This is a genomic window from Pseudomonas sp. JL27(2026) (assembly GCF_056933555.1).
The window spans coordinates 5,802,368-5,827,459 of record NZ_CM167794.1; the positions used below are offsets into that span (position 1 = coordinate 5,802,368).

At 60.3% G+C, this 25,092-nt stretch carries 24 protein-coding genes; 11 read left to right on the forward strand and 13 right to left on the reverse strand.

Annotated elements, in window-relative coordinates; genetic code table 11:
• Positions 1–79 precede the first annotated feature (79 nt).
• Positions 80–1,753 carry a putative bifunctional diguanylate cyclase/phosphodiesterase gene (locus AC1Z1G_RS26610; RefSeq protein WP_483623501.1) on the reverse strand — a complete coding sequence of 558 codons (1,674 nt, stop codon included), beginning with the start codon at positions 1,751–1,753 and terminating at the stop codon, positions 80–82.
• Positions 1,754–2,016: 263 nt separating this feature from the next.
• Between AC1Z1G_RS26610 and rep the strand changes: the two genes are divergently transcribed.
• Together rep and AC1Z1G_RS26620 are read left to right on the forward strand one after the other, a co-directional pair.
• Entirely contained in the window at positions 2,017–4,026 is a 2,010-nt protein-coding gene (rep, locus tag AC1Z1G_RS26615; RefSeq protein ID WP_483623503.1) for a DNA helicase Rep, read from the forward strand.
• A gap of 197 nt (positions 4,027–4,223) precedes the next feature.
• Positions 4,224–4,796, forward strand: coding sequence for a xanthine phosphoribosyltransferase (locus AC1Z1G_RS26620; protein WP_347902691.1), 573 nt, complete (start codon positions 4,224–4,226; stop codon positions 4,794–4,796).
• 130 nt (positions 4,797–4,926) lie between these two features.
• Here the strand turns inward: AC1Z1G_RS26620 and AC1Z1G_RS26625 are convergent, their stop codons facing one another.
• The 6 genes from AC1Z1G_RS26625 to dadA form a co-directional block, all read right to left on the reverse strand.
• The gene (locus AC1Z1G_RS26625) at positions 4,927–6,849 is read right to left on the reverse strand and encodes an acetyl-CoA hydrolase/transferase C-terminal domain-containing protein (protein ID WP_483623505.1); all 1,923 of its coding nucleotides are present in this window, start codon (positions 6,847–6,849) and stop codon (positions 4,927–4,929) included.
• 132 nt (positions 6,850–6,981) lie between these two features.
• Complete coding sequence (locus tag AC1Z1G_RS26630; protein WP_347902692.1) at positions 6,982–7,395, reverse strand: c-type cytochrome; 414 nt, start codon at positions 7,393–7,395, stop codon at positions 6,982–6,984.
• A 182-nt stretch (positions 7,396–7,577) separates the two neighbouring features.
• Positions 7,578–8,126 carry a cupin domain-containing protein gene (locus AC1Z1G_RS26635; protein WP_483623507.1) on the reverse strand — a complete coding sequence of 183 codons (549 nt, stop codon included), beginning with the start codon at positions 8,124–8,126 and terminating at the stop codon, positions 7,578–7,580.
• 128 nt (positions 8,127–8,254) lie between these two features.
• Positions 8,255–9,328, reverse strand: a complete 1,074-nt coding sequence (gene alr / locus AC1Z1G_RS26640) for an alanine racemase (protein WP_483623508.1) — start codon at positions 9,326–9,328, stop codon at positions 8,255–8,257.
• 91 nt (positions 9,329–9,419) lie between these two features.
• Positions 9,420–9,773, reverse strand: coding sequence for a RidA family protein (locus tag AC1Z1G_RS26645; RefSeq protein WP_483623510.1), 354 nt, complete (start codon positions 9,771–9,773; stop codon positions 9,420–9,422).
• Positions 9,745–11,049 carry a D-amino acid dehydrogenase gene (dadA, locus tag AC1Z1G_RS26650; protein ID WP_483623512.1) on the reverse strand — a complete coding sequence of 435 codons (1,305 nt, stop codon included), beginning with the start codon at positions 11,047–11,049 and terminating at the stop codon, positions 9,745–9,747. Before dadA ends, AC1Z1G_RS26645 begins: the two co-directional genes overlap by 29 nt.
• Positions 11,050–11,205: 156 nt before the next feature.
• Between dadA and AC1Z1G_RS26655 the strand changes: the two genes are divergently transcribed.
• Positions 11,206–11,694 carry an Lrp/AsnC ligand binding domain-containing protein gene (locus AC1Z1G_RS26655; RefSeq protein WP_003177284.1) on the forward strand — a complete coding sequence of 163 codons (489 nt, stop codon included), beginning with the start codon at positions 11,206–11,208 and terminating at the stop codon, positions 11,692–11,694.
• 150 nt (positions 11,695–11,844) lie between these two features.
• Here AC1Z1G_RS26655 and AC1Z1G_RS26660 read toward each other — a convergent pair whose 3' ends face one another.
• Positions 11,845–12,198: a YkgJ family cysteine cluster protein gene (locus AC1Z1G_RS26660; RefSeq protein WP_347902697.1), complete on the reverse strand. Its 354-nt coding sequence runs from the start codon at positions 12,196–12,198 to the stop codon at positions 11,845–11,847.
• A gap of 148 nt (positions 12,199–12,346) precedes the next feature.
• Here AC1Z1G_RS26660 and AC1Z1G_RS26665 point away from each other — a divergent pair, with 148 nt between their 5' ends.
• Positions 12,347–13,660: an NAD(P)/FAD-dependent oxidoreductase gene (locus AC1Z1G_RS26665; protein ID WP_483623514.1), complete on the forward strand. Its 1,314-nt coding sequence runs from the start codon at positions 12,347–12,349 to the stop codon at positions 13,658–13,660.
• A gap of 158 nt (positions 13,661–13,818) precedes the next feature.
• On the opposite strand, the gene AC1Z1G_RS26670 is transcribed toward AC1Z1G_RS26665, so the two are convergent.
• A complete protein-coding gene (locus tag AC1Z1G_RS26670) occupies positions 13,819–14,064 on the reverse strand; it encodes a DUF1127 domain-containing protein (protein ID WP_483623516.1) in 246 nt (81 codons plus the stop codon).
• 177 nt (positions 14,065–14,241) lie between these two features.
• Between AC1Z1G_RS26670 and AC1Z1G_RS26675 the strand changes: the two genes are divergently transcribed.
• Both AC1Z1G_RS26675 and AC1Z1G_RS26680 read left to right on the forward strand, forming a co-directional pair.
• The gene (locus AC1Z1G_RS26675) at positions 14,242–15,675 is read left to right on the forward strand and encodes an aminotransferase-like domain-containing protein (protein WP_483623517.1); all 1,434 of its coding nucleotides are present in this window, start codon (positions 14,242–14,244) and stop codon (positions 15,673–15,675) included.
• A gap of 60 nt (positions 15,676–15,735) precedes the next feature.
• Complete coding sequence (locus AC1Z1G_RS26680) at positions 15,736–17,304, forward strand: phospholipase D family protein (protein ID WP_483623519.1); 1,569 nt, start codon at positions 15,736–15,738, stop codon at positions 17,302–17,304.
• 96 nt (positions 17,305–17,400) lie between these two features.
• On the opposite strand, the gene AC1Z1G_RS26685 is transcribed toward AC1Z1G_RS26680, so the two are convergent.
• The gene (locus tag AC1Z1G_RS26685) at positions 17,401–18,894 is read right to left on the reverse strand and encodes an aldehyde dehydrogenase (RefSeq protein ID WP_483623521.1); all 1,494 of its coding nucleotides are present in this window, start codon (positions 18,892–18,894) and stop codon (positions 17,401–17,403) included.
• A 238-nt stretch (positions 18,895–19,132) separates the two neighbouring features.
• Here AC1Z1G_RS26685 and AC1Z1G_RS26690 point away from each other — a divergent pair, with 238 nt between their 5' ends.
• From AC1Z1G_RS26690 to AC1Z1G_RS26700, 3 genes are all read left to right on the forward strand, one after another.
• Complete coding sequence (locus AC1Z1G_RS26690; protein ID WP_483623523.1) at positions 19,133–19,495, forward strand: cupin domain-containing protein; 363 nt, start codon at positions 19,133–19,135, stop codon at positions 19,493–19,495.
• Positions 19,496–19,689: 194 nt separating this feature from the next.
• Entirely contained in the window at positions 19,690–19,902 is a 213-nt protein-coding gene (locus AC1Z1G_RS26695) for a hypothetical protein (RefSeq protein ID WP_483623525.1), read from the forward strand.
• Positions 19,903–20,068: 166 nt separating this feature from the next.
• Positions 20,069–20,341 carry an I78 family peptidase inhibitor gene (locus AC1Z1G_RS26700; RefSeq protein ID WP_483623527.1) on the forward strand — a complete coding sequence of 91 codons (273 nt, stop codon included), beginning with the start codon at positions 20,069–20,071 and terminating at the stop codon, positions 20,339–20,341.
• A gap of 83 nt (positions 20,342–20,424) precedes the next feature.
• Here the strand turns inward: AC1Z1G_RS26700 and rpmG are convergent, their stop codons facing one another.
• Both rpmG and rpmB read right to left on the reverse strand, forming a co-directional pair.
• Positions 20,425–20,580 (reverse strand): 50S ribosomal protein L33, encoded by a 156-nt coding sequence (gene rpmG, locus AC1Z1G_RS26705; RefSeq protein WP_007894709.1) that lies wholly within the window; start codon positions 20,578–20,580, stop codon positions 20,425–20,427.
• A gap of 11 nt (positions 20,581–20,591) precedes the next feature.
• A complete protein-coding gene (gene rpmB / locus AC1Z1G_RS26710) occupies positions 20,592–20,825 on the reverse strand; it encodes a 50S ribosomal protein L28 (protein ID WP_007894701.1) in 234 nt (77 codons plus the stop codon).
• A gap of 547 nt (positions 20,826–21,372) precedes the next feature.
• Here rpmB and AC1Z1G_RS26715 point away from each other — a divergent pair.
• Positions 21,373–22,959 carry an ABC transporter substrate-binding protein gene (locus AC1Z1G_RS26715; protein ID WP_483623528.1) on the forward strand — a complete coding sequence of 529 codons (1,587 nt, stop codon included), beginning with the start codon at positions 21,373–21,375 and terminating at the stop codon, positions 22,957–22,959.
• A gap of 109 nt (positions 22,960–23,068) precedes the next feature.
• Here AC1Z1G_RS26715 and radC read toward each other — a convergent pair whose 3' ends face one another.
• Complete coding sequence (gene radC, locus AC1Z1G_RS26720) at positions 23,069–23,743, reverse strand: RadC family protein (protein WP_483623530.1); 675 nt, start codon at positions 23,741–23,743, stop codon at positions 23,069–23,071.
• Between the two features lie 136 nt (positions 23,744–23,879).
• Here radC and coaBC point away from each other — a divergent pair, with 136 nt between their 5' ends.
• Positions 23,880–25,088, forward strand: coding sequence for a bifunctional phosphopantothenoylcysteine decarboxylase/phosphopantothenate--cysteine ligase CoaBC (gene coaBC / locus AC1Z1G_RS26725; protein WP_483623531.1), 1,209 nt, complete (start codon positions 23,880–23,882; stop codon positions 25,086–25,088).
• Positions 25,089–25,092: the final 4 nt, after the last annotated feature.

Genomic DNA, 25,092 nt, shown 5'->3' on the forward strand with positions numbered 1-25,092 from the left:
CCCAAAACCTTTGCGACTGCTTCGCAGCCGAGCGGGAGCAAGCTCCCTCGCCACACAGCCTCCCATAGGTTGTTTGTGGTCAGCTCACGATTTCCAGCATCGGCTGCTGGCTGGAACCAAAGGTCAAATACTCAACCAGCTCCGCCAACGGCAAGGGTTTGCTGATCAGGTAACCCTGCACCTGATCGCAGCCATAGCCCCTGAGCAAATCCAGCTGCTCCGGCGTCTCGACGCCCTCGGCGACCACTTCCAGGTTCAGGTTGTGGGCCAGGTTGATCATCGCGTGCACCAGTTTGCGGTTCTCTTCACGCTGCTCCATGCCGCCGACAAAACTCTTGTCGATCTTCAGCAAGGCAATCGGCAGGCTGTTGAGGTGCACAAAGGATGAAAACCCCGTGCCGAAATCGTCCAGCGAAAACCGCACGCCCAAGCGACCCAGCGCATCCATGGTCTGCTTGACCAGATCACTGCGGCGCATCACGGCGGTTTCGGTCAGTTCGAACTCCAGCCATTGCGCTTCTACCCCGCGCTCGGCAATCAGCCGACTCAGGGTCGAGAGCAACTGACTGTCCTGGAACTGACGGAACGACAGGTTCACCGCCATGTGCAGCGGCGGCAGGCCGCGTTCGCGTAGCGCCTGCATGTCACGCAGGGCCCGGGAAATCACCCAATAGCCCAGCGGCACAATCAAGCCACTCTGCTCGGCCAACGGCACAAACTCGCTGGGCGGCAACAAGCCGCGCTCGCCATGGCGCCAACGCACCAGCGCTTCAAGGCCGACGATTTGCCCGTCGTGCAGGTTCAGGCGCGGCTGGTAATGCAGCTCCAGCTCATCGCGGCGCAACGCCCGGCGCAACTCGCTTTCGAGGTCGGCGAGGCTGCGGGCGTTGCGATTGATGCGTTCATTGAAGATGTGAAAGGTGCAGCCCTGCGTGCTTTTGGCTTGCTGCATCGCAATGTGCGCATGCCACATCAGCGGGTCGGCACCGGCCTGGGCGCGTGCGTGGGCAATGCCCAGGCTGCAACCGATCAACAGGCTTTCGCCGTCGACCCAGTAGGGTTCGGCCATGGCCTCGGTGATGCGCTCGGCCATCCATTCGGCGCGTTGCGGGGCGCGGCGGGTGTCGATCAGCAAGGCAAACTCGTCGCTGCCCAGGCGCGCCAGTTGATCGCCGGCCTCCAGCTGGCTCTTGAGCCGCGAGACCACTTGCAGGATCAGCCGGTCACCGGCCTGGTGACCCAAGGCATCATTGGCGTGGCGAAAGTTATCGAGGTCGAGGTGACCGAGGGCCAGGCCGCGCCCTTCGTTCTCTGCCAGGCGCGCTGCCAGCAGGGTCTGGAAACCCTGGCGGTTGGCGATGCCGGTGAGCGGGTCCTGTTCGGCCAGGCGCTGCAAGGTGTTTTCCAGTACGCCGCGCTCGCGCACGTGGCGCAGGCACCGACGCAATGTGTCCACATCCAGTGCATCGCGTACCAGCCAGTCGCTGACACCGTCCGGTGGCGTGGCGGGTTCGTGATTGAGCAACAATACCGTTGGCAGGCTGCAACGGCCGGGGTCTGGCTGGAGTGTCGCAGTGGTCAGCAAAACCGCACTGCGGTTGTCCGTAAACAGACTGCTGACCGACTCCCAGGTCGGCGCACTGATCAACACGGCCGAGCTCCCCATTGGAGCCAGACACTCGCGCAACAACGCTGCCCACGCTGGTTCTTCGGCCAGTAGCAGCAAACGCAAGGGTTCGACAGGCGTAGACAAGCTAGCTCCCTAGACTCTGCAAAGAGGTTGGCGGCGGGTATTATGACGCGCTGATAGACAATGACAAATGCTATTGATTATCAAACACTATTTTGTACCGCTCTGAATCGAACATTAGACGCAAATTCACCCCGCATCCTGCGGGAAAGTATCAAAACCGGCAAATTTAGATCGCGTGCTGCGTCACAAGTCGGAGAAGGCGGCAGAATCCGTCCAGCCTGTTAAAATGCCCGCCCTTTTCGCAAACGACTTCCTATTTCCGTATGTCCCGACTCAATCCCCGGCAGCAAGAAGCCGTGAGCTACGTCGGCGGCCCTCTTTTGGTGCTCGCCGGTGCAGGCTCCGGCAAAACCAGCGTGATCACCCGCAAAATCGCCCACCTGATCCAAAACTGCGGAATTCGCGCCCAGTACATCGTCGCCATGACCTTTACCAACAAGGCCGCGCGCGAGATGAAAGAACGGGTCGGCACCCTGCTCAAGGGCGGTGAAGGACGCGGGCTGACGGTGTGCACATTCCACAACCTGGGGCTGAACATCATCCGCAAGGAGCATGTGCGGCTGGGCTACAAACCCGGTTTCTCGATCTTCGACGAGACCGACGTCAAAGCCCTGATGACCGACATCATGCAGAAGGAGTACGCAGGCGACGACGGCGTCGACGAAATCAAGAACATGATCGGCTCCTGGAAAAACGACCTGATCCTGCCGCCTGAAGCCCTGGAAAACGCACGCAATCCCAAGGAGCAGACCGCAGCCATCGTCTACACCCACTACCAGCGCACGCTCAAGGCGTTCAACGCAGTGGACTTCGACGACCTGATCCTGCTGCCGGTGAAGCTGTTCCAGGAACACGCCGACATCCTCGAAAAGTGGCAGAACAAGGTCCGTTACCTGCTGGTGGACGAGTACCAGGACACCAACGCCAGCCAATACCTGCTGGTGAAGTTGCTGATTGGTACACGCAACCAGTTCACCGTGGTGGGCGACGACGACCAGTCGATCTACGCCTGGCGCGGCGCCCGCCCGGAAAACCTGATGCTGCTCAAGGACGACTATCCGTCCTTGAAAGTGGTCATGCTTGAACAGAATTACCGCTCCACCAGCCGTATCCTGCGTTGTGCCAACGTGCTGATTTCGAACAACCCTCACGAGTTCGAAAAACAACTGTGGAGCGAAATGGGCCACGGCGACGAGATCAGGGTGATCCGCTGCCGCAACGAAGACGCCGAAGCTGAGCGCGTGGCCGTGGAAATCCTCACCCTGCACCTGCGTACCGACCGCCCGTACAGCGATTTCGCGATCCTGTATCGCGGTAACTACCAGGCCAAGCTGATCGAGCTGAAGCTGCAGCATCACCAGATTCCTTATCGCCTGTCGGGCGGCAACAGCTTTTTCGGACGTCAGGAGGTGAAAGACCTGATGGCCTACTTCCGCCTGATCGTGAACCCGGATGACGACAACGCCTTCCTGCGCGTGATCAACGTCCCACGCCGGGAAATCGGTTCGACGACCCTGGAAAAGCTAGGTAACTACGCCACCGAACGCAAAATCTCGATGTACGCCGCCACTGACGAAATCGGCCTGGGCGAGCATCTGGATACGCGCTTCACCGATCGCCTGTCACGCTTCAAGCGCTTCATGGACAAGGTGCGCGAGCAGTGCGCCGGCGAAGACCCGATCTCGGCACTTCGCAGCATGGTCATGGACATCGACTACGAGAACTGGCTGCGCACCAACAGCTCCAGCGACAAAGCCGCCGATTACCGCATGGGGAACGTCTGGTTCCTGATCGAGGCGCTGAAGAACACCCTGGAAAAAGACGAAGACGGCGACATGACCGTCGAAGACGCCATCGGCAAGCTGGTTCTGCGTGACATGCTCGAACGTCAGCAGGAAGAGGAAGACGGCGCCGAAGGTGTACAGATGATGACCTTGCATGCTTCCAAGGGCCTGGAGTTCCCCTACGTGTTCATCATGGGCATGGAAGAGGAAATCCTCCCGCACCGCTCCAGTATCGAAGCCGACACCATCGAAGAAGAACGCCGCCTGGCCTACGTGGGAATTACCCGCGCCCGTCAGACCCTGGCCTTCACCTTCGCGGCCAAGCGCAAACAGTACGGTGAGATCATCGACTGCGCGCCGAGCCGCTTCCTTGATGAGCTGCCGCCGGACGACCTGGCGTGGGAAGGCAACGACGACACACCGACCGAAGTCAAAGCCGTTCGCGGCAATACCGCATTGGCGGATATCCGCGCGATGCTAAAGCGCTAGAATTGATTACTTTTTAACTAAATATCGACGTACGCCAGGCGCTGTGAAAACGTAGCGAGCGAAGGTAAGACAAGGCAAAAACAGGCGAGGAAGCGGAGTTTACTGGCTGTAAATGAGCATTCCGAGCCTGTTTTTAACGCAGGATTACCGAACGTAGTAGTTTTCACAGTGCCTGGGCGCCAGTAGAGGAAAGCTTCATGGACGCACTGCACAAGAAAATTCGCGAAGAAGGCATCGTGCTTTCCGATCAGGTCCTGAAGGTCGACGCCTTTCTGAACCATCAGATCGACCCGGCCTTGATGAAGCTGATCGGCGACGAATTCGCCGCGCTGTTCAAGGATTCAGGTATCACCAAGATCGTCACCATCGAGGCATCGGGCATTGCACCTGCAATCATGACCGGTCTGAACCTGGGCGTGCCGGTGATCTTCGCCCGCAAGCACCAGTCCCTGACCCTGACTGAAAACCTGCTGTCGGCGACCGTGTACTCGTTCACCAAGCAGACCGAAAGCACCGTGGCCATCTCCCCGCGTCACCTGACCAGCAGCGACCGCGTGCTGATCATCGACGACTTCCTGGCCAACGGTAAGGCCTCGCAGGCGCTGATTTCGATCATCAAGCAGGCTGGCGCAACCGTGGCGGGCCTGGGCATCGTCATCGAGAAATCGTTTCAGGGCGGCCGTGCCGAGCTGGACTCGCAAGGCTACCGCGTCGAATCCCTGGCACGGGTCAAGTCCCTGGCCGGCGGCGTTGTGACCTTTATCGAATAACCCGCCACACCGCATATCCCCCTGTGGGAGCGGGCTTGCTCGCGAAGGCGGAGTATCAGTCAACATCGATGTTGGCTGACACGGCCCCTTCGCGAGCAAGCCCGCTCCCACATTTGGTTTGTGCAGATCGTTAAAGTGCAGTGGCCTTCAAGCCTGCCAGCAGCAATCGCTGATACAGGTCCTCCTTCAGCCCTTGCGGGTTGGTCAGCTGCATGCGCTCAAGGTGAGCCGGATAGTCGGACGGTTCGGGGGCATCCAGTGCGGCTTTGCCCAGCTCCAGGATCTCCGTGAGTTTGAACTTGCTCTTGAGCCAGTTCAGCGCCCGCAACAAATCCCGCTCTTCGCTGCTGAAATCGCTGCCCAACGGATATTCCGGGAACAAGTGCGGATGACGCGCTGCAATGGCCTGCAAACGCTGCGGGGTGTTGTCGGCAAAGCGCGGATCGAGGACGAAATCCTTGGCCAGCTTACCGGCCTTCTGCGCCTGCTCGATCAAACCAGCCTGGAAGCGTGAATCGCTGATGTTCAGCAGCGCTTCGATCACCTTCGCATCGGACTTGCCGCGTAAGTCGGCAATCCCGTACTCGGTAATCACAATGTCGCGCAGGTGTCGGGGAATGGTGCAATGCCCGTATTCCCAGACAATGTTCGAACTCACGTCACCACCCGCCTCGCGCCAGCTGCGCAGGATCAGGATCGACCGCCCACCTTCCAGCGCATGACCCTGTGCGACAAAGTTGTACTGCCCGCCCACACCGCTGAGCACGCGCCCGTCCTCCAGTTGATCCGCCACCCCGGCACCGAGCAAGGTCATGGTGAACGCGCTGTTGATGAAACGCGCGTCCAGACGCTGCAAGCGCTTGAGTTCTTCCTGACCGTAGAGCTCGTTGATGTAGCTGATGGCGGTCATGTCGAACTCGGCCAGTTTGCTTTTCGGCAGCTCGCGCAGTCGTTGATAGAAGCTGCGCGGCCCGAGGAAAAACCCGCCATGCACCGAGATGCCGCCCGCCTGGGACGCTGGATCGAGGGTGCCGGCATTGGCTTGCTGTTGCAGGGCGACACTCGGGTAGACCTTGCGCCGCACGACCCCGGCATCGGCCAGCGCCAGCAGGCCGTTGACGAACATCTCGCTGCAACCATAAAGCCCTTTGGCAAACGGTTCCACACCACCTTCACGGCTGATCAAGGGTGCCCAGTGCTGCACGTCCATATCAGTCAGCAGCGAACGATAGCCATCGTTGTCGGCCTGGCGCGCCAGTAACGCGGCGGTCAGCGCATCGCCCATCGAGCCGATGCCGATCTGCAGGGTACCGCCGTCGCGCACCAGCGTGCTGGCGTGCAGGCCAATGAAATGGTCCTGACACCCCACCGGCATGTTCGGCGTGGAAAACAGCGTGCTGTGTTCCTGCTCGTCGATCAGCAGGTCGAAGGCATCACGCTCGACTTCAGCGCTGCCCGGCATGTAAGGCAAAGCGCTGTGGACCTGCCCGAGCATCAGGATCGTTTCCCCGGCGGCCCGGCGCTTGGCGATCATCGGCAACAGGTCGAGGGTGATGTCCGGGTTGCAGCTCAGGCTCAGGCGATCCGGCTGTTGCGGATCATGGGCCACCAGTTGCGCCACCAGGTTCAAACCCGCTGCGTTGATGTCCCGCGCGGCGTGGCTGTAGTTGCTGCTGACGTAGTCCTGCTGGGCCTGGGCGCTGTGCAACAGGCTGCCGGGTTGCATGAAAAACTGCTCGATATGGATGTTCGGCGGCAGGCTGTCACGGTGCAGGGCCGCGAGAAAATCCAGCTCGGGGTAGTCACCGAACACCCGCTCGACGAAGGGCTCGAGAAAGCGCCGCTGCAAACCGTCGCCCAACGCCGGACGCCCAAGACTCAACGCCGTGTACACCGTCAGCCGCCGCTCGGGCAGTTGCACGATGCGTTGATACAGCGCGTTGACGAAGCGGTTGGGCTTGCCCAGGCCCAGCGGCATACCCAGGTGAATATGTGCGGGCAAACGTGCGAGCACGTCGTCGACCGCTTGCTCGATTGAAACCGACTGCACCATCAGACCCTCCAGGCTTTCCATGAGTGGGGTGGGACCGACTTTGCCGCGTCTTGACCGCGATGAACAGCCTTTCGCTCAAATCGCAGGCACGAAAAAGCCGCTCGTAAGCGGCTTTTTCGATGAAGATGAGGCTTATTTCAGGCCAGACATCTTCTGGATTGCACCTTTGAGCTCGTCATCCGAGCAATCGGCGCAGGTGCCTTTCGGCGGCATTGCGTTCAGACCGGTGATGGCTTTTGCCAACAGGCCGGACAAGCCGCCCTGATGGTCGGCACGCTCTTTCCAGGCGCCAGCGTCACCAATTTTCGGTGCGCCCAGCAGGCCAGTGCCATGACAAGCGTTGCAATGTTTTGCAATCACTTCGTCAGGGGTTTTCGCCCCACCGCCGCCTGCCGAAGCAGCGACTTCCATCCCTTTGCACTCTTGACCTTGCACACAGACCTGGCCGACTGGTTCAAGGCGTTTAGCGATATCGTCGTTGGTCGCAGCTTGAGCGCTGACTGCCCAAAGGGCCAATACGGTTGCTGGTGCGGCCAGCATTTTCATAATTAGGTTCACGCGTACACCCTCAATGGTGGCTAGTCACGCCCACGGCCACGGTTTCGCAGGCGGGCGCAAGTATAACGGTTAGCCCGCCACACTGAAACAACCCTAAAGTCGAAGGGGTCTTGTTGTATGGCGAAATAATACTGCGGGCATCGCTGCAAACCTTGCAGGACGCCTCTTTCTTAGAAGTTCGCGGGCGTGGCTGCGCTGATTAGTCGCGCCGGCGCATCGAACGGATTTCGGAAACGGTGCGGCTTGGTGCTCTCGAAATAGTAGCTGTCACCGGCTTCGAGCACGAATGTCTCCAGCCCGACGACCAATTCCAGCCGGCCTTCCACCAAAATGCCAGTCTCCTCGCCCTCATGGGTGAGCATTTCATCACCGGTATCGGCGCCTGGCGGGTAGATTTCGTTGAGAAATGCAATCGCCCGGCTCGGATGGGCCTTGCCGACCAGCTTCATGGTCACTGCACCATCGGAAATGTCGATCAGCTCATTGGCCTTGTAGACAATCTGAGTCGGTTTTTCCTGAAGGATTTCTTCGGAAAAGAACTCGACCATGGACATGGGAATGCCGCCAAGCACCTTCCTCAGCGAACTGATCGAGGGGCTGACGCTGTTTTTCTCGATCATCGAAATGGTGCTGTTGGTGACGCCCGCGCGTTTGGCGAGTTCACGCTGGGAAAGACCTTTCAGTTTACGGATGGATTGCAGTCGTTCACCGACGTCCAATGCATTAGCCTCCCAGGATTCAGGTTGTAGGGATAATGAGCGGTATCATGGCGACAGCGTTCAGTATTTACAACACTTGGTCCTGAATCCTGTTCAGGAAGGCAACTTTCGGTAACGCTCGCTTAGCCTCAAGCCCCGCAATAGAGCAGTGGCACCCGGCGCAGGTTGCAGAAAATCTGATAAGGGATAGTGCCCGCGGCGGCGGCGACGTCGCTGGCCAGGATGTTTTTACCCCACAACTCGACTGTCGAGCCGAGGCCCGCCTGCGGCACATCGGTCAAGTCGACGCACAACATGTCCATCGACACCCGCCCGAGCAACTGGCTGCGCTGCCCGGCCACCAGCACCGGCGTGCCGGTCGGTGCCTGACGCGGGTAGCCGTCGGCATACCCCATGGCCACTACGCCGATGCGCATCGGCTTCTGGGTGATGAACGTTGCGCCATACCCCACCGGCTCGCCCGCCGGCAGTTCACGTACGCAGATGACTTTTGACTCCAGGGTCATGACCGGCTGCAAACGGTCAGCCACGGCGTTGCTCTCTTCAAACGGCGTGGCGCCGTAGAGCATGATGCCCGGGCGCACCCAGTCGCTGGGCACGTCTGGCCAGCCAAGGACGGCCGGCGAATTGCGCAGGCTGACCTGCGCCGACAAGCCCTGGCGCGCCGCTTCGAACACCGCTACCTGCTCGGCAGCGCTGCTGCTGTGCAATTCATCGGCGCGGGCGAAGTGGCTCATCAGCACGATCTTCGAGACCTTGCCGCTGGCCAGCAGGCGCTGATACGCCGACTGATAATCCGCCGGATGCAGGCCGACACGGTGCATGCCCGAGTCGAGCTTCAACCAGACCGTGATCGGTTTGCTCAGCGCAGCCTGCTCGATAGCTTCGAGCTGCCACAGCGAATGCACCACGCACCACAAATCCTGCTCAACGATCAGCGGCAGTTCGTCGGCCTCGAAAAAACCTTCGAGCAGCAGAACCGGCGCACGAATGCCCGCGGCACGCAGCTCCAGCGCTTCTTCGATGCACGCCACGGCAAAACCGTCCGCCTCGGCCTCCAGGGCCTGGGCGCAGCGCACCGCGCCATGGCCATAGGCATCGGCCTTGATAACAGCGAGGGCCTTGGCCCCCGTCACTTCTCGGGCCAGTTGGTAGTTGTGACGCAGGGCTTGAAGGTCGATCAGGGCACGGGCAGGACGCATGGCGGCAGACTTCTAGGCGGTCATGGAGGGAAGAAAAACCGGCGCTGACCGGTGGCGTGAACCGCCAGTAGCGCCGGGAGAGGGATCGTTGTTAAGGCAGAGCGGCCACGACAGACAGCTCGACCAGAATTTGCGGCTCGCACAGTTTCGACTCGACCGTTGCACGGGCCGGGGCCACACCTTTTGGCAACCACTGGTCCCAGACACTGTTCATGCCTTCGAAATGCGCGTCGATGTCCTTGAGGTAGATCGTGACCGACAGCAGACGGCTCTTGTCGGTGCCAGCCAGGTCCAGCAAACGCTCGATGTTGGCGAGGGTTTCACGGGTCTGCTGTTCAATCCCGGCGTTCATATCGTCGCCGACCTGTCCTGCCAGGTACACGGTACCGTTGTGGACTACGATCTGGCTCATGCGCTCATTGGTGAGCTGGCGCTGGATTGACATGTTTTGCGGACTCCTGATGGGTGTTGCCGTAACGGGAAATATCGAGACCTTCGGCACTGATCTGCGGCGTTTTCTTCGCCATCAGATCGGCCAGCAAGCGACCGGAACCACACGCCATGGTCCAGCCAAGCGTGCCGTGACCGGTGTTCAGGAACAGGTTGCTGAACGGGGTCGCACCGACAATCGGTGTACCGTCCGGCGTGGTCGGACGCAGGCCGGTCCAGAAACTCGCCTGGGCCAGATCGCCGCCCTGAGGATAAAGGTCGTTGACGATCATCTCCAGGGTTTCGCGTCGACGCGGGTTAAGCGACAGGTCAAAACCGGCTATTTCAGCCATGCCGCCCACACGAATGCGATTGTCGAAACGGGTGATCGCGACCTTGTAGGTCTCGTCGAGAATGGTCGAAGTCGGGGCCATCGCCGGGTTGGTGATCGGCACAGTCAGGGAGTAACCCTTGAGCGGGTACACCGGCGCCTTGATGCCCAGCGGCTTGAGCAACTGCGGCGAGTAGCTGCCGAGTGCCAGGACGTAGCGGTCAGCGGTTTCCAGCTTGCCGTCGATCCACACGCCGTTGATACGGTCGCCGGCGAAGTCGAGGCGCTGGATATCCTGGTCAAAACGGAACTCCACACCCAGTTTCGTGGCCATTTCGGCCAGGCGCGTGGTGAAGATCTGGCAGTCGCCCGTCTGGTCGTTCGGCAGGCGCAGGGCACCGGCGAGGATGTCGGTGACACTGGCCAGGGCCGGTTCGACGCGGGCAATGCCGGCGCGGTCGAGCAGTTCGAACGGTACGCCGGACTCCTTGAGGACGGCGATGTCTTTGGCCGCGCCATCGAGTTGCGCCTGGGTGCGAAACAATTGGGTCGTCCCCAGGCTGCGGCCTTCGTAGGCAATACCGGTTTCGGCACGCAACTCGTCGAGGCAGTCACGGCTGTACTCGGACAGACGGACCATGCGCTCCTTGTTCACCGCGTAACGGCTGGCCGTGCAGTTGCGCAGCATCTGCGCCATCCACAGGTATTGACCGATATCGGCGGTGGCCTTGATCGCCAGCGGTGCGTGGCGCTGCAACAGCCACTTGATGGCCTTGAGCGGTACGCCCGGCGCGGCCCAGGGCGAGGCATAGCCCGGCGACACCTGGCCTGCGTTGGCGAAGCTGGTTTCCATGGCCGCGGCTGGTTGACGGTCGATGACGGTCACTTCAAAACCGGCCCGAGCCAGATAGTAGGCACTGGCGGTACCGATAACGCCGCTACCCAAGACCAGAACGCGCATTTTCATATCCCTCATCGCGGCTTACCGCTGACGTTTATTGTTCATAGCACAGATGCGCGCAGTGTAAAAAACATTGGCCAGTGCTTTTCACTATATAAGTGCCTATATTTGGCGACAATTCTCGGCAAAAAACCTTTTCACGGAGGAGCATCCCCTATGCGGACGAACACTCAAACCAAACGAGAGCTGGACAAGATCGACCGCAACATCCTGCGCATCCTTCAGGCAGACGGTCGGATCTCGTTCACGGAGCTTGGGGAGAAGGTCGGGTTGTCGACCACGCCCTGCACCGAGCGGGTCCGGCGCCTGGAGCGCGAGGGAATCATCATGGGCTATAACGCCCGGCTCAACCCGCAGCACCTCAAGGGGAGCCTGCTGGTGTTCGTGGAAATCAGCCTCGACTACAAGTCCGGCGACACCTTCGAAGAATTCCGACGGGCCGTGCTGAAACTGCCTCACGTGCTGGAATGCCACCTGGTGTCAGGGGACTTCGATTACCTGGTGAAGGCGCGGATTTCCGAGATGGCCTCGTACCGCAAACTGCTGGGCGACATCCTGCTCAAGCTGCCGCATGTGCGTGAATCCAAGAGCTACATCGTGATGGAAGAAGTGAAAGAGAGCCTGAGCCTGCCGATTCCGGATTGAGGGCCAGCCTTGAATAAATTGTCGTCCGGAGGATAGCTTTCGCGAGCAAGCCCGCTCCCACATTAGATCTTCAGTGGGCACAGAGTTGCGTACGACAGAGTTTGAGTGTGGGAGCGGGCTTGCTCGCGAAAGCAGCGACTCGATCCGCTTCTAGACCAATACTTGCCGGGTGCTGGCCATGTACTCATGAATCTGTTTTTCGGCCCGTGGATGAATCATCTCCACCGGACGGCGGCCATTGGGGCATGGCAGGGTTGGCGTGGTGCCGAACAATCGGCAGATCAGCGGGCGCTCGTCGTACACCGTACAGCCGTTGGGGCCCAGGTGAACGCAGTTCAGTTCATCCATCGCCGCATCCTGCTCGGCCTTGGTCTTGCGCGGCAGGCGGGACATTTCTTCAGGTGACGTCGTCACTGGCCCACAGCAGTCATGGCAGCCGGGCACGCACTCGAACGAGGGAATCTGCTGCCGCAGCGTACGAATTTTCTGGCGGTTGCAGCTCATTGAAGCAAGTACCGATGAAGTGAACGGGGCGGGATTTTGCCTTAAAAGACGCAAGGCAGACAGCGCTGGCCGACCAGTGTTGCCCCTGGCAGAAGGTCCGGCTTATGCTCCGTCAAATTTTTCACACACAATAATCAGGATTACGCACATGAATGCCCGTGCTCAGCAACCTGTCCCGAGCCACCAGCACACCGCTTCCTACTACGCCGCCAGCAGCCTGCCACAGCCCGACCATCCGGTGCTCACAGGTGAACGGGTCGTGGACGTGTGCGTGGTCGGCGGCGGGTTCTCCGGGTTGAACACGGCAATCGAGCTGGCCGAACGCGGCCTCAGCGTAGTGCTGCTGGAAGCCCACAAGATTGGCTGGGGCGCCAGTGGCCGCAACGGCGGACAACTGATTCGCGGCGTGGGCCATGGCCTCGACCAGTTCGCCAACGTGATCGGCACCGACGGCGTTCGCGAGATGAAACTCATGGGCCTGGAAGCGGTGGAACTCGTCCGACAGCGCGTCGAACGCTTTCAGATCGCCTGCGACCTGACCTGGGGCTACTGCGACCTCGCCAACAAACCCCGCGACCTCGAAGGCTTTGCCGAAGACGCCGCCGAACTGCGCAGCCTCGGCTATCGCCACGAAGTCCGGCTGCTGCAAGCCAACGAAATGCACAGCGTGGTGGGTTCCACACGTTATGTCGGGGGGTTGATCGATATGGGCTCGGGCCATCTGCATCCGTTGAACCTGGCCCTGGGCGAAGCCGCCGCCGCCCAACAACTGGGCGTGCAACTGTTCGAGCAATCCGCCGTAACACGCATCGATTACGGCAGCGAGGTCAAGGTCCATACTGCCCAGGGCTCGGTCCGCGCCAAGACTCTGGTGCTGGGCTGCAACGCCTACCTCAATGACCTCAACCCTGAGCTCAGCGGCAAAGTGCTGCCCGCCGGCAGCTACATCATTGCCACGGAACCCTTGAGCGAGGCCCAGGCCCACGCATTGCTGCCGCAGAACATGGCGGTCTGCGATCAACGCGTGGCGCTGGATTACTACCGGCTCTCGGCCGATCGGCGTTTGCTGTTCGGCGGTGCCTGCCATTACTCCGGTCGCGACCCGCAGGACATCGCCGCCTACATGCGGCCGAAAATGCTCGAGGTGTTCCCGCAGTTGGCCGGGGTGAAGATCGACTATCAATGGGGCGGGATGATCGGCATTGGCGCCAATCGCCTGCCGCAGATCGGCCGGCTCCAGCAGCATCCGAACGTGTATTACGCCCAGGCTTATTCGGGCCACGGGGTAAACGCCACCCACCTCGCCGGCAAGCTGCTGGCCGAAGCGATCTGCGGCCAGCAAAGCCGTGGCTTCGACCTGTTCGCCCAAGTGCCGCACATCACCTTCCCGGGCGGCAAGCATCTGCGCTCGCCATTGCTGGCGCTGGGGATGTTGTGGCACCGGATGAAAGAGTGGGTCTGAGAGATCTGTGATGTCTGTGCCGACACTTTCGCGAGCATCGGCACACCGCCCCGCCCGCTCCCACATTTGATCGTTGTCGAACACAAAATCTGTGTTCGCTGAAGATCTAATGTGAGAGCGGGCTTGCTCGCGAATGGCTCTAAAGAACACCACAACACTCAGATTCGCCAAAACGGCTTCAGGCCCTCCTCCCGCGCCTGCTCACGGCTCAAGCCGATGTCGTCCAACTGCTCGGGCGTCAGCTCCAGCAAGGCCTTGCGGGTGTGCAGGTGATGCCACAGCAGAGCCCAGCGGCCCAGACCGGTCGGGGCGTTGCGAGCGCAGGTCGCGCTGGAGCCCTTGTCCTGTCCTGCCACCAGTTCCTGGCTGTGTAACGTCAGCCGCACATCGCTCAAGCCGTTCATTTTTGTCGCTCCTGTTTACTTGGATAACCAGAGCTTCCATGATGCGCGGACGTCAAAAAGCATTACAGATTCAAAGAGACTGCATTATTTCCATACAGATTCTCGCCTGACGTTCTGAATCATCGGTTTCGACTTCATCTGTACCGGTTCCCTGATTTCACTTGCCGAGGCAGTACCATGACGCTCTACGTGAACCTCGCCGAATTGCTCGGCACACGCATCGAACAGGGCTTCTACCGCCCCGGCGACCGACTGCCGTCGGTGCGGGCGCTGAGCGTTGAACACGGGGTCAGCCTGAGTACGGTGCAGCAGGCCTACCGGGTGCTGGAGGACGGCGGGCTGGCAACGCCCAAACCCAAGTCCGGTTACTTCGTACCGGTCGGGCGCGAGTTGCCGGAGCTGCCGGTCATTGGCCGGCCGGCCCAGCGCCCGGTGGATATCTCCCAATGGGACCAGGTGCTGGAGCTGATCCGCGCCGTGCCGCGCAAAGACGTGGTGCAACTGGGCCGTGGCATGCCGGACATCACCACGCCGACCATGAAACCGCTGTTGCGCGGCCTCGCGCGGATCAGTCGGCGCCAGGACATGCCCGGCCTGTATTACGACAACATCTACGGCACCCTCGAACTGCGTGAACAACTGGTGCGCCTGCTGCTGGACTCCGGCTGCCAGTTGGGCGTCAACGACCTGGTGATCACCACCGGTTGCCATGAAGCGCTGTCCACCAGCATCCGCGCCACGTGCGAGCAGGGCGACATCGTTGCCGTCGACTCGCCAAGCTTTCACGGCGCCATGCAAACCCTCAAGGGCCTGGGCATGAAAGCCCTGGAAATCCCCACCGACCCGCTCACCGGGATCAGCCTCGATGCCCTGGAACTGGCCCTGGAACAGTGGCCGATAAAGGCCATACAGTTGACCCCCAACTGCAACAACCCTCTGGGCTACATCATGCCGGAGTCGCGAAAACGTGCGCTCTTGAGCCTGGCACAGCGTTTCGACGTGGCGATCATCGAGGACGATGTGTATGGCGAACTGGCGTACAGCTACCCGCGTCCGCGCACGATCAAGTCTTTCGACGAGGACGGTCGCGTGTTGCTCTGCAGTTCGTTTTCCAAGACCCTGGCCCCCGGTTTGCGTATTGGCTGGGTCGCGCCGGGGCGGTATCTGGAACGGGTGCTGCACATGAAATACATCAGCACCGGCTCCACCGCCCCACAACCGCAAATCGCCATCGCAGAGTTCTTAAAAGGAGGGCATTTCGAGCCTCATTTGCGGCGGATGCGCACCCAATACCAGCGTAATCGCGACTTGATGATCGACTGGGTCAGCCGTTATTTTCCCGTCGGCACTCGCGCCAGTCGTCCTCAGGGCAGCTTCATGTTGTGGGTTGAATTGCCGGACGGTTTCGACACCCTCAAGCTCAACCGCGCACTGCACGACCAAGGCGTACAGATTGCGGTGGGCAGTATTTTTTCGGCCTCGGGCAAGTACCGCAATTGCCTGCGCATGAACTACGCTGCCAAACCAACGCCGCAGGTTGAAGACGCCGTCCGCAAGGTCGGCGCGGCGGCGATTAAACTGCTGGCCGAAACCCGCGACACGGCGGACTGACCTCTCACTGGAACCTAGCGTCCACATGCCGACATCCGCCGACAACCGGAAGCTTCCTACGTGAGAGCCAGAAAAGACCTGAGCACGCTGTTGCTGCTCACCGCCCTGCTTGGCGGCTGCACCTCCCTGGAGGTGCCGCACAAGCCGAGCCAGGCCCTGCCGGTCTCAGACTCGGCGTTCGGACGGTCGATCCAGGCCCAGGCCGCGCCCTATCAGGGCCGCTCGGGCTTTCGCCTGTTGCCCAACAGCAGCGAGGCCTTCATGGCCCGTGCCGAACTGATCCGCAACGCGCAAAGCAGCCTCGACTTGCAGTACTACATCGTCCACGACGGCATCAGCACACGCATGCTGGTGGAGGAACTCCTCAAGGCCGCCGACCGTGGCGTTCGCGTGCGCATCCTGCTCGACGACACCACCAGCGATGGCCTGGACCAGATCATCGCCACCCTCGCCGTTCACCCGAACATCCACATCCGCCTGTTCAACCCCCTGCACCTGGGCCGCAGCACAGGTGTGACGCGGACAATGGGCCGGCTGTTCAACCTGTCGCTGCAACATCGGCGCATGCACAACAAGCTGTGGCTGGCGGACAACAGCGCCGCCATCGTCGGCGGACGAAACCTGGGGGATGAGTATTTCGATGCCGAGCCCAACCTGAACTTCACCGACATCGACATGCTCGGCATCGGTCCGGTGGCCGAGCAGTTGGGGCACAGTTTCGACCAGTACTGGAACAGCGCCCTGAGCAAACCCATCGATCAGTTCATGTCCTTGCGGCCGACCGCCCAGGACCTGGTGGACACACGGTTGCGGCTCAAAAAATCGCTGGACGAAACCCGCCAGCAGAACCACGCGCTGTATCGACAACTGAAGATCTACCGGACTCATCCCCGGATGGACGTCTGGCGCCGCGAATTGATCTGGGCCTGGAACCAGGCCTTATGGGATGCACCGAGCAAAGTGCTGGCCAGGAATGAGCCAGACCCGCAACTGCTGCTGACCACCCAACTGGCGCCCGAACTGCAAGGCGTCAGCAAGGAGCTGATCATGATTTCCGCCTATTTCGTTCCCGGCCAGCCAGGGCTGGTCTACCTGACGGGACGTGCGGATGCCGGGGTGTCGGTGAACTTGCTGACCAACTCGCTGGAAGCCACTGATGTGCCAGCCGTGCACGGCGGTTACGCGCCGTATCGCAAGGCGTTACTGGAGCACGGCGTGCAACTGTTCGAACTGCGCCGACAACCTGGCGCACAAGGTGGCAGCGGCCCAAACCTGTTCCACAGCGCGGCGTCCCGTGGCTCCGACTCCAGCCTGCACAGTAAGGCGATGATTTTCGACCGCCAAAAAGCGTTCATCGGCTCGTTCAATTTCGACCCGCGCTCGGTGCTGTGGAACACCGAAGTCGGGGTGCTGGTGAACAGCCCGGAACTCGCCGAACGGGTGCGCGAACTGGCGCTGCAAGGCATGGCGCCGGCCCTGAGTTATCAGGTCCGGCTGGAGAACGGCCAACTGGTCTGGGTCACCGAAGACAACCGCACGCTCCACACCCTGACGCGCGAACCGGGGAGCTGGTGGCGGCGTTTCAATGCCTGGCTCAGCACCACGGTGGGACTGGAGCGGATGCTCTAACAGGCGACAAAAACCTGTGGGAGCGAGCCTGCTTGCTCCCACAGGGGATCTGCGTCGTTTCAGGAATCCTGATTCAGAGCAGGCTCCCTGAAAGGATTACAGCTTGATCCAGGTCGCCTTCAGTTCGGTGTACTTGTCGAACGCATGCAGCGACTTGTCGCGACCGTTGCCCGACTGCTTGAAGCCACCAAACGGGGCAGTCATGTCGCCGCCATCATACTGATTGACCCACACGCTGCCGGCACGCAGTGCCTTGGCGGTCAGGTGGCCCTTGGAGAGGTCCGACGTCCAGACCGCCGCTGCCAGGCCATACGGTGTGTCGTTGGCAATCCGGATCGCCTCTTCCACGCTGTCGAAGGCAATCACCGACAGCACCGGACCAAAGATCTCTTCCTGGGCGATCTTCATCGCATTGCTCACGCCGTCGAAAATCGTTGGCTCGACGTAAGTGCCACCGGTTTCCTGAAGGATGCGCTTGCCACCAACCACCAGTTTGGCGCCATCGGCATGGCCGGCCTCGATGTACGACAGCACGGTGTTCATCTGCTGTGTGTCGACCAGCGCACCGACGTTGGTTGCCGGGTCCAGTGGGTTGCCGGGCTTCCAGGTTTTCAGCGCCTCGATCACCAATGGCAGGAATTTGTCCTTGATCGAACGCTCGATCAGCAGACGGGAACCGGCGGTGCAGACTTCGCCCTGGTTGAAAGCAATGGCGCTGGCAGCGGATTGCGCCGCGGCTTGCAGGTCTGGCGCATCGGCAAACACGATGTTCGGGCTCTTGCCGCCGGCTTCGAGCCAGACGCGCTTCATGTTTGATTCGCCGGAGTAAATCAGCAGTTGCTTGGCGATTTTAGTCGAGCCGGTGAACACCAGCGTATCGACATCCATGTGCAGGGCCAGCGCCTTGCCGACGGTGTGACCGTAACCCGGCAGCACGTTCAGCACGCCTTTCGGGATGCCAGCTTCAACGGCCAGCGCAGCGATGCGGATGGCGGTCAGCGGGGACTTTTCGGACGGCTTGAGGATCACTGAGTTACCGGTCGACAGCGCCGGGCCAAGTTTCCAGCAGGCCATCATCAACGGGAAGTTCCACGGCACGATGGCGCCGACCACGCCGACCGGCTCACGGGTCACCAGACCCAACTGATCATGCGGGGTGGCGGCCACTTCGTCGTAGATCTTGTCGATAGCCTCGCCGCTCCAGCTCAGCGCTTGCGCCGCGCCCGGAACGTCGATGTTGAGGGAATCGCTGATCGGCTTGCCCATGTCCAGGGTTTCAAGCAGCGCCAGCTCTTCGGCATGCTGCTTGAGCAGGCCGGCGAAACGAATCATGGTGGCTTTGCGCTTGGTCGGCGCCAGGCGCGACCAGACGCCGGAGTTGAAGGTAGCGCGGGCGTTTTCCACGGCGCGCTGGGCATCGGCGGCGTCACAGCTGGCGATCTTGCCGAGCAGACGGCCATCGACCGGGCTGATGCACTCGAAGGTCTCGCCGGAGACAGCAGCGGTGTATTCGCCATTGATGTAGGCACGGCCTTCGACTTTCAGGTCGCGGGCACGTTGTTCCCAGTCGGCACGAGTCAGGGTGGTCATACGAGTGTCCTCCTCTTATTGAATACGAGCACCCCGCGTTCAACGCAGGCGCCCTTCAGGAAATGGGCCCGGCCAGCCTTAAAATCGGCCCAAGGCTTGCGCCACCCTAAACCAGCGGCCCCTCATGTTTCAATATATTTGACATAACACAGGCAAACAGCCTTGCGATGTTCATTTTAATAAACATAGACTTTGGTCTTTCCAACCACTTGCGCCGCAATCACGGGGGATCAGCAGAATGAATATCCAGGACATCGTCGATTTCAGTCAGGCCCAGACCCAGGCCGAACGCTACCGCCCGGACACCGTCAAGGTCCTCAAGGGCGACCCGGAGCAAACGCTCTACAACCACTACAACAGCCCTTGTGGGCAAATGAACGCCGGAGTGTGGGAAGGCGAAGTCGGCCAGTGGATGGTGAGCTACACCGAGCACGAATACTGCGAAATCGTGCAGGGTGTTTCCGTTCTGCGTGACGGAAACGGTAACGCAAAGACCCTCCGTGCGGGAGATCGTTTTGTAATCCCAGCAGGTTTCCAAGGCACCTGGGAAGTGCTGGAACCGTGCCGGAAAATCTATGTCGTGTTCGAGCAAAAGCCCTGAACTCAGCTACTTGAGCCCCTCTGGAGCCCATCCATCGTGATGGGCTTTTTGTTGCCCGACGCACGGCAGGCAAATATCGGGACACACTCAGACAGGTGATAAAAAACCAGAGTTACTCCAGACTTTTCCCACGCCATCCATGACGGATGACGGGAGCACACTCGCTCATTTCAACTATCGCAAGGAAGCAACTTATGACCATCGACCTGAACCAACACCTGGAAACCGCAAAGCAGTACGTCGGCAAGCAATACGCCGAAGCTCTGCGCGCAGAACTGTCCGAAAAGACCGGCCTGGTGGTACGACCAATCGGCGCCGGCTTCATCATGACCAAGGACTACAACCCGGCACGCATCAATCTGCTGGTTGAAAACGAAATCATCACCAGCGCCGCAATGGGTAACTGATACCTCCCGCAACCTGAGCCTCCAGCCTGAACGCTGATTGACGCAGCCTGGTTGCACAGAGCATCAAAAAACGCCCGATGCCTTGCATCGGGCGTTTTGCATTAAGCCCGACAAGATGCTGCGCCCAACGGACGCACGGACAAAAATCGATCAAAAGGAAGCAAGGATGCCATTCAAACAAATAACCATCGCGGCCCTGATCGGGCTGGGCGCATTCAGCCTGCAAAGCGCAGCCGCCCAGTGCCTGGGCCAACCTGACTCCCCGACTCTCGGCGAACGGGCAACACCCCAGCGACTGGAGGCAATCCGAATCCAGGCAGGCGCCAGTCGACTGCGCCTTGAAAAACCAGACGATATGTTCAACCTGAGGTTCAAGGACGATCGAGTCCGGGTGCTGGTCGACGATCAAGACAAGATCATCGAAATCGTCTGCGGCTGATCGATCCCCCGGACTTTCTCAGGCGTAACAAAAAAGGCCCGTATCTTGCGATACGGGCCTTTTTCTTAAGAGGGAAAAATCAATTACTTGATTTTGCCTTCTTTGTAGATCACGTGCTTACGAACAACCGGATCAAATTTCTTGATCTCGATTTTGTCCGGAGTAGTGCGCTTGTTCTTGTCGGTAGTGTAGAAGTGACCAGTACCGGCGCTCGAAATCAAACGAATCAATTCACGCATGATTAGCTCCCTTAGATCTTGCCAGCTTTGCGGATTTCGGCCAGCACGACAGTGATGCCACGCTTGTCGATGATACGCATGCCTTTGGCAGATACGCGCAGACGCACGAAACGTTTCTCTTCTTCGACCCAGAAGCGATGATGCTGCAGGTTCGGCAGGAAACGACGACGGGTTTTGTTGTTTGCGTGGGAAATGTTATTCCCAGTCACCGGACCCTTACCGGTAACTTGACATACTCTCGACATGCCTCAGCCCTCTAAAACCACATGCCCAACCCGGCATGGGTTGGCCGCTTAATCTCTCAGTCATTTGGCGCCAGGCGCCGCGTTTCTTTAGAGGTCTTACCGGCTACACCTACAGTGAAGGAACCGGGCCCCTAGAAAAGAGCGCTGCTTTATACCAGAAAGACCCCGTAGCAACAACAGTCAGTGTGAACAGACTTTGCGAAATACCCGATTTTCCTGGCTCGAACGCTTTAGCAAAAGGCTGCCAATGGCAGCGACCGCTCGTCGCAGAACAACCGCGTTCGACCCGATTCACCCAGGTCAGCTGCGCAAATCTGCCACAAACCCTCGCGCTCCAGCGCCGCAAACAGAGCCTTTTCGACAAAAAAACCGAGCCTTTTTGCCTTTGAAAAACCTTCTGCCTGGCACTTTGACCTTCGCAAACGACACACAACCTCAGCCATAAACTGAAAAAGGGGATAGTCATTTGCAAAAGAGGTCACTAGGGTAACCCTTTTCCAGACTGCACTCGCAGATGGCCCTTCGATCTGCAAAGGAAACTCACATAATGCGCCTCGCTGCCCTACCGTTGTTGCTTGCCCCTCTCCTGCTGAGCCCGTTGGCCCAGGCGGCCGCCCTGAGCGTCTGCACCGAGGCCAGCCCGGAAGGGTTCGATGTCGTTCAATACAACTCGCTGACCACCACCAACGCCTCGGCGGACGTGCTGATGAATACCCTGGTGGACTTCAACACCGCCAGCGGCAAAGTCGTTCCCAGCCTGGCCGACAGCTGGGAAGTCTCGGCAGATGGCCTGACCTACGTCTTCACGCTGCACCCACAGGTGAAATTCCACCGCACCGAATACTTCAGCCCGACGCGCACCCTGACGGCCGAAGACGTGAAGTTCAGTTTCGACCGCATGCTCGACCCGGCGCATCCGTGGCACAAAATTGCGCAAAGCGGCTTTCCGCACGCCCAGTCGATGCAACTGCCCGCGCTGATCAAGAAAATCGACGCCATCGACCCGCTGACCGTGCGCTTTACGCTCGACCACGCCGACTCGACCTTCCTCGCCACCCTGAGCATGGGCTTTGCCTCGATCTACTCTGCCGAGTACGCCGATCAGTTGCTCAAGGCCGGCACTCCGGAGAAGCTCAACAGCCAGCCGATCGGCAGCGGCCCGTTTATTTTCGGGCGCTTCCAGAAGGACGCATCGATTCGCTACAAGGCCAACCGCGACTACTTCGCCGGCAAACCGGCCATCGACAGCCTGGTGTTCGCCATCACCCCCGACGCCAACGTGCGCCTGCAAAAGCTGCGGCGCAACGAATGCCAGATCGCGCTCTCGCCCAAACCGCTGGATGTTCAGGCCGCCGCCCAGGAGCCGACCCTCAAGATCGAAAGCACACCGGCGCTCATGACTGCGTTCGTGGCGATCAACAGCCAGCACCCGCCACTGGATAAACCCGAAGTGCGCCAAGCAATTAATCTGGCGTTCGACAAGGCCAGCTACCTCAAGGCAGTGTTTGAGGGTACCGCCGAGGCCGCCAACGGCCCGTACCCGCCCAACACCTGGAGTTACGCCAAAGACCTGCCGGGCTACCCGAAAGACATCGCCAAGGCTCGGGCGCTGCTGGCCAAGGCCGGGCTCAAGGACGGTTTCAAAACCACTATCTGGACCCGCCCTTCCGGCAGCCTGCTCAACCCCAACCCAAGCCTTGGTGCCCAGTTGTTGCAGGCCGACCTGGCCGAAGTCGGCATTCAGGCAGAAATACGCGTGATCGAATGGGGCGAACTGATCCGGCGCGCCAAGGCCGGTGAGCACGATTTGCTGTTCATGGGCTGGGCCGGCGACAACGGTGACCCGGACAACTTCCTCACGCCGCAGTTCTCCTGCGCGGCGGTCAAGTCCGGGACCAACTTCGCCCGCTACTGCGACCAGGGCCTGGACAAACTCATCAGCGCCGGCAAGACCACCACCGAACAAGGTGTGCGCAGCAAGCTCTACGAGCAGGCTCAGGCGCAGATCCAGCAACAGGCGCTGTGGCTGCCGCTGGCCCATCCGACGGCCTCTGCGCTAACGCGCAAGGACGTTCAGGGCTATCAAGTCAGCCCGTTCGGGCGTCAGGATTATTCGAAGGTCAGTTTCAGATAAGCAGCTGCAAGCTTTCAGCTACAAGCTACAAGCTGCAAGCTGCAAGCTGCAAGTTCAGAGCAGTCCTCATACCGCTTTAACTTGCAGCTTGAAGCTTGTCGCTGCTTCCCTACATCCACCCATACTCGGCCATGGACAGCGGGTCGCCGTCACCGACGATGAAATGGTCGAGCACCCGCACATCCACCAGGTCCAACGCCTTTTGCAGGCGCTTGGTCAGCACTCGATCAGCCTGACTCGGCTCGGCGTTGCCCGAAGGATGGTTGTGACACAGGATCAGCGCCGCCGCGTTGTGCGCCAGCGCTCGCTTGACCACTTGCCGGGGGTAGACGCTGGCAGTGTCGATGGAACCGCGAAACAGCGTCTCGAAGGCCAGCACCTGGTGCTTTGAATCCAGGAACAGGCAACCGAACACCTCGTGGGGCTCATGGCGCAGCATCGACTTCAGGTAATCACGAACAGCCCGGGGATTTTCCAGCGCCGACTTCTGGCGCGAGTGTTCAGCCAAATGCCGCCTGCCCATTTCCTGGGCCGCTTGCAACTGAGCGAATTTCGCGGGCCCGAGCCCCAATTGTTTGCTGAATGTTTTTTGATCAGCCTCCAGCAGCGAACGCAGGCTGCCAAACTGACTCAACAAGTGTCGCGCCAGATCAACCGCGCTTTTGCCCGAGACACCGGTACGTAAAAAAATCGCCAGCAGCTCGGCATCCGAAAGACTCGCCGGGCCCAACTCCAGTAACCTCTCCCGCGGTCGCTCCGCCGCCGGCCAATCGCGAATGCTCATAGGACCTCCATGTCTGTGGGCGCCGCTGTTGCGTAGCGGTCGCTGTGATATCGTAGCCCATCTATTTTGCGGGCGATTACATCCCTGGGGAGGGGGTTTCGCCACGTAAGTCATCAACGAAATGAAAGGCAGACCTATGCAGCGGCTGTATCGGAAACGCATTGTTCTGGGCGTCGGCGGCGGCATTGCCGCTTACAAAAGCGCCGAGCTGGTTCGCCGACTGATCGACCAGGGCGCCGAAGTGCGCGTAGTCATGACCCGTGGCGGCAGCGAGTTCATCACCCCGCTGACCATGCAGGCACTGTCCGGGCACCCGGTGCACCTGGACCTGCTGGACCCGGCGGCCGAAGCCGCGATGGGCCACATCGAGCTGGCCAAATGGGCCGACCTGGTGCTGATCGCCCCGGCCACCGCCGACCTGATCGCGCGCCTGGCCCAAGGCATCGCCAACGACCTGCTGACCACCCTGGTACTGGCCACCGACGCCACTGTGGCGTTGGCACCTGCCATGAACCAGGCCATGTGGCGCGACCCGGCGACCCAGGCCAACACTCAATTGCTCGAAAGCCGTGGCATGAAAGTCTTCGGCCCAGCGTCTGGCAGCCAGGCCTGTGGCGACGTCGGCATGGGCCGCATGCTTGAAGCCGATGACCTGGCGCAGTGCGCCGCCGACTGCTTCCAGCGCCAGGCACTGACCGGCAAACACGTGCTGATCACGGCCGGGCCGACCCAGGAAAACATCGACCCGGTGCGCTACATCACCAACCACAGCTCCGGAAAAATGGGCTTTGCCCTGGCCGAAGCGGCGGTTGAAGCCGGGGCCCGCGTGACCCTGATCACCGGCCCGGTGCATTTGCCGACCCCGGATCGCGTCACCCGTATCGACGTGGTCAGTGCCCGCGACATGCTCGCCGCCTGTGAAGCGGCGATCCCGTGCGACCTGTTCATTGCCTCCGCTGCGGTCGCTGATTACCGCCCGGAAGTCATCGCCCCACAGAAACTCAAGAAAGACCCTACGAACGGCGACGGCCTGCTGCTGCAAATGGTCCGTAACCCGGACATCCTGGCCACCATTACCACGCGTCCCGACCGTCCGTTCAGCGTCGGTTTCGCCGCCGAAACCGAACACCTGCTCGACTACGCTGCCCGCAAACTGAAAGACAAAAACCTCGACCTGATCGTCGCCAACGACGTGGCCAACCCGAGCATTGGCTTCAACAGTGAGGAAAACGCTTGCAGCGTGATCGACCGTGAATTGCACGCAACACTCTTTGCCCAGACCAGCAAAGGCAAAATTGCCCGCCAGCTGATCACTTTTATCGCCGAACGTCTGAACCAGGTTTAACTCG